Genomic DNA, 14,613 nt, shown 5'->3' with positions numbered 1-14,613 from the left:
CGTCTCCTGATCTTCTTTACGCGTAGTGTTCGACGGATTCGAGCGAAGCGGCGGCAAAGCCGTCTTCGGTAAACAGATGGCAAGCGGGACGGGGCACGCGCAGGCTCGCGCGATCCCCGGGCGCGAGGCGCGTATCGCCCGGCGCTTTGGCGATCAGCACGGCGCCGCCGGGCTGATCGAGGTGAACATAGCTGTGTTCGCCGAGCTGTTCGACGAGCGACACGGTGCGCACGAGCACGCCGTCCTCGGGCTGGTCGGACGAGGCGTCGACGAACTCAAGGTGTTCGGGACGCACGCCGAGCGTGACCGGCTGCGCGGCTTGCAGACCCTCGCCGCTCACCGGTACGCGCACGTTTTCGGCGGTGTGATCGAGCGTGACGAGCACGCCTTGTGCATCGATCGACGCCACTTTCCCCGGCATAAAATTCATCCGCGGCGAGCCGATGAACCCGGCGACGAATCGGCTCCTCGGGCGGTGGTACAACTCCAGCGGCGCGCCGATCTGCGCGATGCTGCCGTAGCGTTCAGTGTCCTTGCCCGCATGCAGCAGCACGATCTTGTCGGCGAGCGTCATCGCCTCGATCTGGTCGTGCGTCACATAGACCACGCTCGCTTTGGCGAACCGCCTGTGCAGCCGCGCGATCTCCACACGGGTCTGCCCGCGCAACGTGGCGTCGAGATTGGACAGCGGTTCGTCGAACAGGAACACGCCCGGCTCGCGCACGATCGCCCGGCCAATCGCGACGCGCTGCCGCTGCCCGCCCGACAACGCCTTCGGGCGGCGCTCCAGCAGCGCCTCCAGTTGCAGGATGCGCGCGGCTTCACGCACCTTGCGGTCGATTTCGTCCTTGGGGGTTTTAGCGAGCTTCAGGCCGAAGGCCATGTTCTCGAACACGGTCATATGCGGAAACAGCGCGTAGCTCTGGAACACCATCGCCACGCCGCGCTGCGCGGCGGGCACGTCGTTGACGAGGCGGCCGCCGATCAACAGGTCGCCGTCGCTTACGTCTTCGAGGCCGGCGATCATGCGCAGCAAGGTGGACTTGCCGCAACCGGACGGCCCGAGAAACACGCAGAACTCGTTCTCCGCGATCTCCAGATCGACGTCGCGGATCACCGGCGCGCCATCGCCATACGCTTTCTGCACGCCCCTTAACGAAATGCTCGCCATTGCATCGACTCCGTGATTTAATCAGCTCGAAGCCGGAGATTAAGCGCTTAATCAGCAAGGCCGAAAAAAGCGATCGCATGAGCGATCGTTGGGCCCTGCCTGTCTCCGATGTCGTTTGTCTGTGCGACAGATGGTGCCGCGCCTTGGACGGCGACGCAAATGTCGGGCAGCCCTCCCAAATACTGAAAACATCATGCCCACACTCAGCGAAGTCGCGCGTCACGCGGGCGTCACCCCCGCGACGGTATCCAACGTGCTGCGCAATCGCGGCCGCGTCGGCGCGACGACCCGGCAGCGCGTGCTCGATGCCGTCGAGGCGCTCGGCTATCGCCCGCATCTTGCCGCGCGCGCGCTCGCCGAGGGCCGCGCGCCGACCTTGGCGCTGATGGTGTCGAGCATCGCCAATCCGTTCTATCCGGAGTTCGCGCTTGCCGTCGAACGCGCGGCGCGCACGAGCGGCCACTTCGTGATCATCTGCAATACGAACGAAGACCCGCTGACCGGCCGCGCGTATCTCGACCAGATCGCCGGGACGCTTTCGGAGGGCGTGCTCGTGACGAACGCGAACCTCGACTTCGCCGACCTTCACACGACCGAAGCGCGCGGCACACCGGTGGTGCTGTGCATGTGGGAGCGGCCGCACGAGCCGCCGGGACTGCCGTGCGTCGCCGTCGATTTTCGCCGCGCGGGCGAGTTGGCCGGCGCGCATCTGCTGGAACTCGGGCATCGGCGGATCGGCGCGATTGTCGGCAGCAAGGCTTCGGGCATTCACGCGGCGCGCTACGAAGGTTTCGTCGATGCGCTGCGCGCGGCGGGCGTGCCGAAGAACCGCGTCCGGCACGCAGCCGATACGATCCACGGCGGCTACGTCGCGGCGCGCGCGCTCCTCGAAGCCGATCCGAAGCTCACCGCGATCTTCGCGACCAACGACCTGCCTGCGCTCGGCGCGATGCACGCAGCCGCCGATCTCGGTCTGAACGTGCCTCGCGACCTCTCGGTGATCGGTATCACCGACATTCAGCTAGCGCGCGATTCGCGGCCCGCCTTGACGACGGTGGCGGTGCCGACGGTCGAAGCCGCGGGACTCGCGGTGTCGCTTTTGCGCGAGCTGATCGAGTCGTCGTATGGCCACGCGGGTCGCGGCGCGGCCAGCGTGCCGATGCGGATTTCGTCGCCGCCCCAACTCGTCGTGCGGGCTTCGACCGGCGTGCCGCGTGCGCGGCCGTAGCAGCGGCGTGCACGTAACGAAGCGTTCGGGCGCAGCTGATTTCTACAGCCCTCCAGCCCACAAGAACCTGCGGCAATCCGCTGAGTTCCCAGCGCTCGACATCCGTACACGGTAGAGATGCTTTTTTGCCGCCACCGCCTGCGTGAGCCCCGCACTTCAGGATTCGCTGAATACCCTCTCGACGCACGTCATTCGCAGTTGAAACCGCATCGCTCAGCCTTCAAAAGCCTTCCATACGAGCCAGGACTTTCCCCAACCCCGGCTCTTCCATCTTGCATCGCACCACCCCGCCCAAGTCTCGCCACGTAAGGCTCGCGGCCTTTTCACAGGGTGCGCGCATCAACTTCCGTCCAAAACGCTGCCTTGACGCAGGTCGCCCCACCTGCTGTACTAAATCAACCAAAGTGATTTAACCGGCCCGTTGCGAAAAACCGCGGTGCTAGCCGCCGTCGCTTCGGGAGCACTCGGAAACCAGCTTGCGAGCGCGCAGCGTTCGCGCCGCAAGCGCCATGCAGTCCACCACCACGTCGTTGCGAACAACCGGAGGAGCATCCCCATGAATCTGAATTCCCACAGGCATCCTGTCGCCAGGAAAATCGTGTCGATGTGCGTCGCGGCATCGGCGGTGTGGTGCGCGAGCGCGAGCCAGGCGGCCGATCAGCCGGTCGTCGGCCTCATCACCAAGACCGACACCAACCCGTTCTTCGTGAAGATGAAACAGGGCGCCGAGGCGGCCGCGTCAAAAGACGGCGCGAAGCTGATCACCGCCGCCGGCAAGTTCGACGGCGACAACGCGAGTCAGGTCACCGCGATCGAAAACATGATGACGGCAGGCGCGAAAGCGATTCTGATCACGCCGAGCGACACCAAGGCAATCGTGCCGAGCATCAGGAAAGCCCGCGCCGCCGGCGTGATGGTCGTCGCGCTCGATACGCCGACCGACCCGCAGGACGCCACCGACGCCCTCTTCGCCACCGACAACTTCAAAGCCGGCGTGCTGATCGGCAAATACGCGAAGGCCGCGCTGAACGGCAAGCCCGCGAAGATCGCCACGCTCGACCTCGCGCCCGGCGTGTCGGTCGGCGTGCTGCGTCACAACGGCTTCCTCGAAGGCTTCGGCGTGAAGGAAGGCGACCCGTCGGTGGTCTGCAGCCAGGACACCCGCGGCGATCAGGCGAAGGGCCAGACGGCGATGGAAAACTGCCTGCAGAAGTCGCCCGACATCAACGTGGTCTACACGATCAACGAACCGGCCGCGGCGGGCGCGTACCGCGCGCTGAAGGCGGCTGGCAAGGACAAGAGCGTGATGATCGTGTCGATCGACGGCGGCTGCGAAGGTGTGCGCAACGTGAAGGCCGGCGCGATCGCCGCGACCTCACAGCAGTATCCGCTGAAGATGGCCTCGCTCGGCGTCAGCGCCGGCGTCGAATACGCGAAGACCGGCAAGAAGGTCTCCGGGTATCAGGACACGGGCGTGACGCTGATCACCGACAAGCCGATGTCCGGCATCGACAGCAAGGACACGAAGTACGGCCTCGACAACTGCTGGGGCAACAAGTAACGCGCACTGCTAGCGGCCCGCCGCAACGGGCCGCCATCTGATTTGCCGCGTGGCCTCGCCGCCACGCTCATGTAACGAGGACTTCCATCATGTCGACACCTTCCGCGCCCGCCGGCCATGCACGCTCCTTCACCGACCGTTTGCCGTCGCTCGCCGAGGTCGGGCCGCTGATCGCGCTGGTGCTGGCGTGCGGCTTCTTCATCTCGCAGAGCAGCCGCTTCCTGTCGTTCCAGAACCTCTCGCTGATCCTGCAGCAGACCATGGTGGTCGCGGTCATCGCGATCGGCCAGACGCTGATCGTGCTGACCGGCGGCATCGACCTGTCGTGCGGGATGGTGATGGCGTTCGGCTCGATCATCATGACCAAGTTCGCGGTCACGCTAGGCGTGCCGCCGATCCTCGCGATTCTGTGCGGGATCGCCGCCAGCACGCTGTTTGGCGCGCTCAACGGCGTGCTGATCACGCGGATCAAACTGCCCGCGTTCATCGTCACACTGGGCACGCTGAATATCGCGTTCGCGCTCACGCAGATCTACTCGAATGCGGAGAGCGTGTCGAACCTGCCGGACGCGATCATGTTCTTCGGCAACACGTTCAAGCTCGGGCCCGCAGATGTCACCTACGGCACGGTCCTGACCTTGCTGATGTATCTGGCCACCTGGTTCGTGCTGCGCGACACGGTGCCCGGCCGGCATCTGTACGCGCTCGGCAACAACGCCGAGGCCGCGCGATTGATGGGCCTGTCGTCGCAGAAGATCCTGCTCACCGTGTACTCGCTGGCCGGCGCGATCTATGGCATTGCCGCGCTGCTGTCGGTGTCGCGCACCGGGGTGGGCGATCCGCAGGCGGGTCAAACCGAGAATCTCGACAGCATTACCGCGGTCGTGCTCGGCGGCACGAGCCTGTTCGGCGGACGCGGCTCGATTGTCGGCACGCTGCTCGGCGCGTTGATCGTCGGCGTGTTCCGCAACGGCTTGACGCTGATCGGCGTTTCTTCGGTCTACCAGGTATTGATCACCGGCATGCTGGTGATTCTCGCGGTAGCCGCGGACAAACTCTCCCATCGTCGCGGTTGAGCATTCACAGCAATTATCTTGCATGGGGCCAGTGTCAGTGCCAAAGCACTAACTCTGGCCGACCGCAATAGTCTTGCATGGGGCCAGAGTAAGTGCTGAAGCACTAAGTCTGGCCGACCGCAATAGTCTTGCATGGGGCCAGAGTAAGTGCTGAAGCACTAACTCTGGCCGACACCGGAGCCCGTCATGTCGACACTCAATACCGCTTCCGCCACGATGCCTGTTCTGCAGGCCCGTGGACTCATCAAACGCTATGGCAACGTGACCGCCCTCGACGGTTGCGATTTCGAAGTACTGCCCGGAGAAATCATGGCAGTGATCGGCGACAACGGCGCGGGCAAATCGTCGTTGATCAAGGCGCTGTCCGGCGCGACCGTGCCGGACGAAGGCGAGATCCTGCTCGACGGCAAGCCGGTCAAGTTCCGCAGTCCGCTGGATGCGCGCGCGCAAGGCATCGAGACCGTGTACCAGGAACTCGCGGTCGCGCCGGCAATGAGCATCGCCGAAAATCTGTTCCTCGCCCGCGAACTGCTCAAGCCCGGCTGGCGCGGCTCGCTCTTCAAGATGATCGACAAGCGCCGCATGCTCGAAGAAGCGACCGCGCATATGAAGGACCTGCAGATCGGCATCCGCTCGATGCGCCAGGCGGTCGAAACGCTCTCGGGCGGCCAGCGGCAGGGCGTCGCGGTGGCGCGCAGCGCGGCCTTCGCCCGGCACGTGGTGATTCTCGACGAACCCACCGCCGCGCTCGGTGTGAAGGAAGGCAACATGGTGCTCGAACTGATCCGGCGCGTGCGCGATCGCGGGCTGCCGGTGATCCTCATCAGCCATAACATGCCGCACGTGTTCGAGATTGCCGACCGCATTCATATTCAACGGCTCGGACGGCGCGCGGCGCTCGTCAACAGGAGCGACGTGCACATGTCGGAAGCGGTCGCGATCATGACCGGCGCGAAGGAAGCTGACGTCAAGGCGATTGCATGACGCGGGCTTCCTGCTGAGCGGGCACGCGACCATGGACACCACCGGCGCCCGCTCCCCTCTCAAACGCACGGTCGGCTCGAATCAGGTCGGCATGCGGCAATTCAACGAGCGCATCGTGCTGCAGGCGATCCGCTTGCACGGGCCGCTGCCGAAGGCCGACGTGGGCCGCCTCACGCGTCTGTCGATGCAGACGGTGTCGATGATCGTCGACCGCCTGATCGACGACGGCCTGCTCGAAAAGCAGGCGCGCGTGCGCGGCAGGATCGGCCAGCCGTCGGTGCCGATCGCGTTGCACGCGGACGGCGCGTACACCATCGGCATCAAGGTGGGACGCCGCAGTCTCGACGTGCTGGCGATGGACTTCTCCGGCCGTGTGGTGTGCCGCGATGTGTTCGAGTATGCGTATCCCGATCCGCACACGCTGTTCCCCGCGCTCGAAACCAAGCTGGCGCGCGTGAATCAGACGCTCGGCGCGAGGGCCGGCAAGGTGGTCGGCGTGGGCGTCGCGGCGCCGCTATGGCTCGGCGGCTGGCGCGACTTTCTCGGCGCGCCGCCCGACGCGCTCGAAGCGTGGCACGAGATCGACTTGCGCACCCGCATCGCGACGATGACGGGTCTGCCCGTGGAGTTCGCCAAGGACACCACGGCCGCCTGCGCCGCCGAACTCGTAATGGGCCAGGGCCGCGGCATTCACAACTTCCTGTATCTGTTCGTCGGCACGTTCATCGGCGGAGGCCTCGTGATCGACGGCCGCTTGCATGGCGGACCGCACGACAACGCGGGCGCCGTCGGCTCGATTCCGCTGCGCGACGGCAGCGCGCGCAAACCCGCGCGGCAACTGCTGCACGCGGCATCGGGCTTCGTGCTCGAAAAGCTCTTCAGCGATGCGGGCGCGCCGGCCGCCGCCGCGCACGATCATCGCGCGCTGTCGCCGGAGTTGTGGCGGCTTACGGAGCAATGGCTCGATAGCGCGTGTCCCGCGATCGCCAACGCACTGACCAACGCGGCCGCGTTGCTCGATCTCGAAGCGATCGTGATCGACGGCGAACTCGACCGGCAACTGCTGCGCGAAATCATTCGACGCACCGAGCGCGTGCTCGATCGCTTCGAATGGGAGGGGATGGTGCGTCCGCAATTGCTGGAAGGCGCGATCGGCGCCGATGCGCGCGCGATGGGCGGCGCAATTCTGCCGCTCTATGCGCATTTCGCGCCGGTGCATGAGCTGTTTCTGAAGCCGGCGGCAGCGGACTCGCCGTATTGAGCGCGGCCGGGGCAGCTATTGTCCGCGCTGTTTTGTTGCACCTCGCCGCTCAAGCGCTCACTGCGCGGAGACCTTCGTGACCGACGCCTTCTTCGCCTTCGAAGCCGGACTATCCAGCAGCGGCTGCAAGGCCGGCGCCAACGACTTCAGCAACTGCACCGACAGCGCGCTCGTGAACTCGTAGCGCGCCGCATACGGTTCATGCACCCACGCGGTCAATGTGCCGTAGAAACGATCGCCCATCGCGAATACGAAGGTGGCGCTGCGATTCACCTTGCGCGACTCGATCAGCCGGGCGCCTTTGGCGAACACATTGAAGCGCTGGTCGCCGGTGCCCGTCTTGCCATACACCGCGAGCGTCTGGCCGTCCGGGAACGTCATGCCTTGCGCGAGCCGCCTCGCCGTGCCGCCCGTCACGACATCGCGCAGCAGCGTTCTCACCACGCCCGCGATTTCCGGCGACAACTGCTGCTGCGGCGCGATCGTCGCACGCTGGAAGTGCGTTTCGTACGGCGTGTCCTTCGCGAAGTCGAGTTGCGTGAGGCTTTCGGTCGGCACCTTGTTGCCGCCGTTGGCAATCACGCCGATCAGTTGCGCAAGCGCGGCGGGCCGGTCGCCCGATGCGCCGATCGCCGCCGCATACGAAGGCGTGAGCGTCGCGAACGGATAGCCGAGCGCCTGCCACGATTTGCCGATCGCGTCGTACGCGCGCAATTCGACCATGCGTTTGATGCGGCGATCCTGCGTCGCGTGATAGCGCGTCTTGAAGAGCCACGAATACGTCGACAGACGCACGTCGCGGCTCGCGTTCTGAATCTGGTCGAGCGTGGTGGCCGGATGCGCGCGCAGATAGTTGAGCGTCCACAGTTCGAGCGGATGCACGCTCGCGATGTAGCCGCGGTCGTTCAGGTTGAAGCGGTCGATTGCATATTTGGCGTACAGGTTCGCGAGGTCTTCATCGTCGAGCATCGACGCGGCCGGCGTGTTCTTCAACGCCGCGCGCATCTTCTCGTTGAACCACGCATTCGACTCGTCCGGCGCGACGCTGCGCAACACGGTTGCCACTTTGGGCGGCGACTTGCGCACGCCGAGCAGCAGGAGCGCCAAGGCCTGATCGGGCGCCTTGCCGTGATACTTCGTGTAGAAGCGTTTCATGTACACGCGGCTTTCCTGATCGGCGAAGCGCGTCAGATACATTTTGCGGACCGCCGGATCGCCCAGCCATTGCGCCGATGGTCCGGTCGTTTGCACCATCTCGTAGTAGACGATGTCGCGCATCAACCGCACGAACACCAGATTCACCGAATGCTGGAATGCGCGATGAACGGTCAGGATGCGGCTGTTGTCGTCGGACTCGAAATTGTTGAAGGTCTGCGCGCCGCCGCCCGTGTAGAACGTCTCGCCGGGGCTCGCCGAGTATTTGCGTTCCACCGCCGCGTCGAGCATCGCTTGCAGCGAGCGGTCCGAGGTGTGCGAGAGATAGTCGATCGCCCAGTGCGTCAAGTGATCGTTCGGGTCGGGCTTCACGGCTTTCAGCTCCGCTATGCTCAGCGATGCATAACGCTGGTGCAGAACGGACACGATCTGCAAATACGTGACCACGGTACGCAGTTTCGCAGTCGAACCGAGATTCAGGCGCGCGCCGGAATTGATGTCGAACGGCTGGTTGACGCTGTCCGTTTGCACACGCACGAGGTTCGCGCCGTCGCGCCGTTCGAACAGCGTGAAGCTATATGCGATTCTCGACGGATCGTCCGAAGGGCGCAGCATTTCGAAACCGACGAGGCCCGCGGCTTTCGCGCCGTCGCGCGTCCCGGCGGCGGCGAGCCTTTCGCTGACGGCCTGCTGCACCGCGTTGTTGAGCGTGCCCTTGGCCTGCAGATCGAGTCGGTCGAGTTCATAGAAACTTGGAATGCCGAGCGCGGCCAGCAGATGCGAGCGCATCGACGTGACGGCCTTGCGCGACACGAACGAATCGGTACTCGGCGTTCTGACGGGCGCGCGTTGCAGTTCGACATGCGCGGCCAGCGCCGCGTCGCGTAGCGGAATCGAAACGACGCCGCCGGCCGCCAGCAACCGCAGATAACTGTCGGTCAGCCGTTCGAGTTCGGCATAGCCGTGATGCAGGAAATACGACGGCGCGCGTTGCGCGATCATCAGCGACAGCACTTCGCGGAACGCCTTGCCCTGCTCGTCCAGGTTCTGCTCGGTCGTGGGCGCTCTCAGCACGCGGTTGATGTCGCCGAAATCGCGGCCGTACCATGCGGCGAGACCGTCGCCGATCCCGTTGATCTCGCCGATCCCCGGTTGCGCGGCGAGCGGCACCGAGTTCAGATAGCGCACGACGATCTGCTCACGCGCGCTCAACGTCTGCGGCCCGTTCAGATACGCGCGCACCGAAGCGGAGGCGATCTGCCGCAATTTCTCCGGCGGCGTCGCCGTGCGGCCGCCGGCGGAGTGGCGGAATTTTTCGATCTGCGTGGCGAGCGTGCTGCCGCCTGGCGTCGCCTGATGATGATTGAAGATGCGCGCGCCCTGGTCGGCGAGAGCGCGGCTGAAGCGGCCCCAGTCGATCGCCGGGTTGCGGTTCGGCTGGCTCGGATCGAGCAGATAGCGGTCTTCGATGAACAGCAGCGAGTTCACGACCAGCGGCGGAATCGCGTCGAAGCTGTCATACACGCGGCCCGGATACTGCGCGCTGAATAGCGGCGCGCCGGTACCGTCGAAAAGTTGCAGGCCGGCGGTGTCTTTTTCCCCGTAAGGCAGAAAAAGTCCGTTATCGGCTAATGACAACATCCGCTCGGAATCGCGCGCCTGTGAGCTGATTTCAAAGCCGCGTTGCAGCAAACGCTGCTGGATTGAAGGCAGCAATGCGTAGCCGAGGCGGCTGTCGTAAGGGCCTTTGTCGGCTTGGGGAAAACGGATCGAATGACTGGGACCGCTGTCGACGGAAAAGCCCACGTCGCGGGTCAGCTCGGACAGGTAGCGCGCCTGCAGCCGTGATGTTTCGATTTCGACCTGGACGAAGCGCGCCGCCAGCGCCAGCGCGATCAGCAATGCCGCCGCCAGCCCCCATTTGAGCCACCTCCGGACAGGTGTTGTGCTGGTCGCGCGAAGCGGAAACCGAAGCAGTGGCCTATTCATGGCGGCTCTCCCCGAGCGTTGCCAAATTTCCGGACTTGACTCACTTCGAAGGAGTGTAGCGCGGAACGCGAAGCCATTATGGGTTCGCATTGCCGACAGTGTCGCGCCTACAACACCTCTTCACGACACATGGCAAAACGCGAACTACCGTGAGATATTTGGGGTCTTTCAGGGATCGATAAAACCGCCGATTCAGGCGGTTTTGCGCTTTTGCGGCGGCGTGCGTTTTTGCACTTGCGCGGGCGGTTGCTGCGCCACCTGCACTCGCAACAACTCGATGAACTGCGCGGCCGGCGGCGACAGCACGCCGCCTTTGCGCGTCACCACGCCGAAGGTCTGCGAAGGCGACTTCAGTGTGACCGGCACGATGCGCAGCATCTTCTGCCGCACGAACATCGCGGCGATCGCGCTCGGCAACAGCGAAACCAGTTCGGGGCTGCTTTGCAGCAGCGCGACCGTGACGAACGTGGAGGCCGTCGAGATCGGGTTGTCCGGCATCTCGAGACCAGCCAGATCCATCTCCCGTTCGAGCAGCGCGTGCAGCGGCATATGCGACGGATACATCACCCAACGGTAACCCGCCAGATCGCGCAGTTGCACTTGCTTCTTCGGCAACGGCGGATGACCGTAGCCCACCACCACCGACAACGGCTCGTCGCCAAGCGGGCGATATTGATACTTCGACGGATCGGCCGCCACCGCCGCGCGCCCGATCACCAGATCGAGCCGGCCGTCGTCGAGCTGCGGGAGCATGCGCGCGCTGGTGTCTTCCACCACTTCGATCGACAGATTCGGTTGCCCCGCATGCAAGCGGTTCAGCGCCGGCACCACGCACTCGGGAATCGCGCCCATGATCGCGCCGATCGCGAGCCGCCCGCCGCGTCCCGAGCGAATCTCGGCGACGTCCTGGCACAGCGCGGTCAGATCCGTGGCGACGAGGCGTGCGTAGCGGATCACGCAGTGGCCGAGCTGATTGGGGATCATGCCAGTCTTCGAGCGCTCGAACAGCGGCGCGTCGAACATCGATTCGAGTTCCTGCAACGCCTTGCTGGCCGCCGATTGCGTCATCGACATCGTGCCGGCGGCTTTGTGCAGCGACTTCAGGTCATCGAGCGCAATCAGCAATTGCAGTTGCCTCATGCGGAGTTTCGACAGCAGCACGTTCAGGGTGTCTTTCATTGGCGCGCGCAGATGCGTGGGTGGTGAGTCGCAAAAGCGATCACAAGATGGAAACAATTCAATATACCTACGGTGGGCGCCGTCGTATAGTCGGCGGTGGAGACATTCAAACAGCTTCGCGATTCCCTCACGGACAACGACATCACCATGACCCTGGCATCCCATCCTGCCGCGTTGCGCGGCGTGTTCCCCGTCGCGCCGACCATCTTCGACGAAGCCGGCCGGCTCGATCTGGAAAGCCAGAAACGCTGCATCGACTTCATGATCGATGCGGGTTCGAACGGCCTGTGCATTCTGGCGAACTTCTCCGAGCAGTTCGCCCTTTCCGACGACGAGCGCAACACGCTGATGCACGTCGTGCTCGAACACGTGGCGGGCCGTGTGCCGGTGATCGTCACGACCACGCACTTCAGCTCGTACCAGTGCGCCGAACGCAGCCGTAGCGCGCAGGCTGCGGGCGCCGCGATGGTGATGATCATGCCGCCGTATCATGGCGCGACGATCCGCGTCGGCGAGCGCGGCATCTACGAGTTCTATCGTACGGTGTCCGACGCAATCCAGATTCCGGTCATGATCCAGGACGCGCCGGTCAGCGGAACCGCGCTGTCCGCTCCGTTGCTTGCCCGCATGGCGCGCGAGATCGAGAACGTGTCGTACTTCAAGATCGAAGTGCCGCAAGCGGCGAACAAGCTGCGCGAGCTGATCGAACTGGGCGGCGACGCGGTGGTGGGTCCGTGGGACGGCGAAGAAGCCATCACGCTGATGGCCGATCTCGACGCGGGCGCGACCGGCTCGATGACGGGCGGCGGTTACGCGGACGGCATCCGTCTGATCATCGACGCGTATGCGGCAGGCGATACGGAAGCGGCCGCCGCGCATTATCAGCAATGGCTGCCGCTGATCAACTACGAGAACCGCCAGGGCGGCCTCGCATCGTGCAAAGCGCTGATGAAGGAAGGCGGCGTGATTCGCTCGGACGCGGTGCGTCATCCGTTGCCCGCGATGCATCCGGCCACGCGCGAAGGCTTGCTGAAGGTCGCACGACGGCTCGATCCGCTGGTGCTGCGCTGGGGCCGCTGAAACTCGCCTTCCGACGCCCGCGCTCGCGCCTATCTGCGCAACGCAGCGCTTGAAGCGCGCGCGGCCAAACCGATTCCGGTCACCGCGCTTGCCGATCAGTCGGCACGCGTCAGGATCTCTACGGGAATGAGCGCTGCTGCGAACAACCTCAAACGCACCCGCCCCGCTTGATGCTTCGCGCCACGCGTGGGCTCCATTGCCCGCTGCCGATTCCGGCTCGCGCAATGGCACCTCCCTCACCGCACAAGCACCGCGTGTCCGTGCCGCTCGGCTGCGCCGCGCCGAACAGTTTGCGTTCGCGCAAGAGCGCAGACATCGACGCATGCGCGATCGCGCCGGATCACCCATGTGATGCGCGCCTCTGCTGCGCCATACGCGCCGAATCGTCGAACGGATGGTGGCCACGAAAAACCACCCATGAGGTCGGGAAGAAGTGAGTAACATAGGCCCGCAAGCGCAACCTACTTCCCGCCATGACCGCTCATCCCCGAGAACTGACGCCGGAGACCCTCGCCGAGCTGCTCGAACGCATTGCCGGGGAAGATGCCGCGGCACTGCGTGAGCTATATGATCTCGCCGCCCCGAAACTGTTTGGCCTCGCGCTCCGTATATTGAACAGGCAGGAGTGGGCCGAAGAAGTCTTGCAGGAGAGTTTCGTCAATATCTGGCGCTTTGCCGGCGACTATCGGCGCGCGCTGTCCGCGCCGATGACGTGGATGTCGGCGATCGTGCGCAACCGTGCTCTCGATCATCTGCGGCGCCTCGACACGCAGGAAACGGAATGGAGCGATGCGTTGGACGATCTCGTGGCGACCGCCGACCCCGATCCCGAGGCACTCACCGCGGTCAGCCTGCAGGCGCGTTTGCTGGCCGGCTGCATGCAGCAGCTGGAGCCGGCGCAGCGGCAGGCGGTGGCGCTGGCCTACCTGCGCGATCAGAGTCATAGCGAGATCGCCGACATGCTGACGGTGCCGCTCGGCACCGTCAAGTCGTGGATCAGGCGCGGCCTGGCCAAGCTGAAGACCTGTCTGGGAGGCGAGTGATGAATCTGACTCGCTATCCTCAACTCGTCGATCGGCTGGCCGCCGAGTACGTGCTGGGCACGTTGCGCGGCGGCGCGCGGCGGCGCTTCCAACAGTACGCCGACAAGGACTCGGCCATCCGCCGCGCGATCGACCAATGGCAGCGGCGCCTCGCGCCGATAGCCGAACTCGCCGCACCGCACATGCCGCCGGCAGCCGTGTGGGATGCCATCGAGCGGCGTCTTGGCCTGAGTGCTGCACGCACCGCCGCGCGGCCGCGCAGCGTGCTGGACACGCCGGCGCGTCCATCGCGCGGCCTGCTCGACAACCTCGCGTTCTGGCGCGGCTGGGCGATCGGCGTCACGGCCCTGGCTGCCATCGCCGTGGCGGTCGCCGTGCGTGCGCTGTTGCCGTCCGCGACCACGCCAGTCTCTGCGCCGAGCGTCGCGCAGCAACCGGAAGCGGCCGTGTCGCACGTTGCGGTGCTGAACGACAAGGACGCGCATCCGGTCATGCTGATCGCATGGGACGAAACCCACTCGACGATGACGCTGCATCCGCTCGGCCTGGTCAATCTGCCGCCAGGCCGTGCGATGGAATTGTGGGGTGTTCCGGCGAGCGGGCATCCGGTGTCGCTCGGCATGCTGCCGGACAACGCCAGCGGCAAGGTGTCCGCCGGTCAGCAGAAGCCGGAGAATTACGCGGCGCTGGCGGTGTCGATCGAAGCGCCGGGCGGCTCGCCCAATCACGACGCGCCGAGCGGTCCGGTGGTGTTCAGCGGTAAGCTGCTGCCGGTGTCGTGAGCCGGATGGTGCGTTGTCGGGCAAGGCTGGCATTCGCCGGGAACCGATGTCAGCCTTTTCATTTTGCGTCTGCTTTGGCTTGGCCCATGACTTCTCCCCTTTCG

At 65.0% G+C, this 14,613-nt stretch carries 11 protein-coding genes; 8 read left to right on the top strand and 3 right to left on the bottom strand.

Translation table 11 applies throughout. The features are described from left to right. Nucleotides 1–16 precede the first annotated feature (16 nt). On the bottom strand, nucleotides 17–1,171 hold the full coding sequence (locus PQR02_RS03305; protein WP_408225414.1) for an ABC transporter ATP-binding protein: 1,155 nt from the start codon (nucleotides 1,169–1,171) through the stop codon (nucleotides 17–19). A gap of 193 nt (nucleotides 1,172–1,364) precedes the next feature. On the opposite strand from PQR02_RS03305, the gene PQR02_RS03300 reads away from it, so the two are divergent. From PQR02_RS03300 to PQR02_RS03280, 5 genes are all read left to right on the top strand, one after another. Continuing rightward, nucleotides 1,365–2,399: a LacI family DNA-binding transcriptional regulator gene (locus PQR02_RS03300; protein ID WP_408225411.1), complete on the top strand. Its 1,035-nt coding sequence runs from the start codon at nucleotides 1,365–1,367 to the stop codon at nucleotides 2,397–2,399. A gap of 556 nt (nucleotides 2,400–2,955) precedes the next feature. After that, a complete protein-coding gene (locus tag PQR02_RS03295) occupies nucleotides 2,956–3,960 on the top strand; it encodes a sugar ABC transporter substrate-binding protein (protein ID WP_408225408.1) in 1,005 nt (334 codons plus the stop codon). Between the two features lie 89 nt (nucleotides 3,961–4,049). Further along, nucleotides 4,050–5,036 carry an ABC transporter permease gene (locus PQR02_RS03290; protein ID WP_408225405.1) on the top strand — a complete coding sequence of 329 codons (987 nt, stop codon included), beginning with the start codon at nucleotides 4,050–4,052 and terminating at the stop codon, nucleotides 5,034–5,036. 186 nt (nucleotides 5,037–5,222) lie between these two features. After that, on the top strand, nucleotides 5,223–6,020 hold the full coding sequence (locus tag PQR02_RS03285) for an ATP-binding cassette domain-containing protein (protein WP_408225402.1): 798 nt from the start codon (nucleotides 5,223–5,225) through the stop codon (nucleotides 6,018–6,020). A gap of 31 nt (nucleotides 6,021–6,051) precedes the next feature. Beyond that, on the top strand, nucleotides 6,052–7,281 hold the full coding sequence (locus tag PQR02_RS03280) for an ROK family transcriptional regulator (RefSeq protein WP_408225399.1): 1,230 nt from the start codon (nucleotides 6,052–6,054) through the stop codon (nucleotides 7,279–7,281). 57 nt (nucleotides 7,282–7,338) lie between these two features. Here PQR02_RS03280 and PQR02_RS03275 read toward each other — a convergent pair whose 3' ends face one another. Both PQR02_RS03275 and PQR02_RS03270 read right to left on the bottom strand, forming a co-directional pair. Beyond that, entirely contained in the window at nucleotides 7,339–10,425 is a 3,087-nt protein-coding gene (locus tag PQR02_RS03275; RefSeq protein WP_408225396.1) for a transglycosylase domain-containing protein, read from the bottom strand. A gap of 192 nt (nucleotides 10,426–10,617) precedes the next feature. Then, on the bottom strand, nucleotides 10,618–11,604 hold the full coding sequence (locus PQR02_RS03270) for a LysR family transcriptional regulator (protein WP_408225393.1): 987 nt from the start codon (nucleotides 11,602–11,604) through the stop codon (nucleotides 10,618–10,620). Nucleotides 11,605–11,751: 147 nt separating this feature from the next. Between PQR02_RS03270 and PQR02_RS03265 the strand changes: the two genes are divergently transcribed. From PQR02_RS03265 to PQR02_RS03255, 3 genes are all read left to right on the top strand, one after another. After that, nucleotides 11,752–12,684, top strand: coding sequence for a dihydrodipicolinate synthase family protein (locus tag PQR02_RS03265; protein ID WP_408225390.1), 933 nt, complete (start codon nucleotides 11,752–11,754; stop codon nucleotides 12,682–12,684). Nucleotides 12,685–13,157: 473 nt separating this feature from the next. Next, on the top strand, nucleotides 13,158–13,727 hold the full coding sequence (locus tag PQR02_RS03260) for an RNA polymerase sigma factor (protein WP_408225387.1): 570 nt from the start codon (nucleotides 13,158–13,160) through the stop codon (nucleotides 13,725–13,727). Beyond that, entirely contained in the window at nucleotides 13,727–14,509 is a 783-nt protein-coding gene (locus PQR02_RS03255) for an anti-sigma factor (RefSeq protein ID WP_408225384.1), read from the top strand. Before PQR02_RS03260 ends, PQR02_RS03255 begins: the two co-directional genes overlap by 1 nt. Nucleotides 14,510–14,613 lie beyond the last annotated feature (104 nt).

Origin of the sequence: Paraburkholderia sediminicola, from assembly GCF_046026895.1 — a bacterium.
GTDB lineage: Bacteria > Pseudomonadota > Gammaproteobacteria > Burkholderiales > Burkholderiaceae > Paraburkholderia > Paraburkholderia sediminicola_C.
The sequence above is the reverse complement of the archived record's forward strand: the minus strand, read 5'-3'. Positions and strand labels throughout refer to the sequence as shown.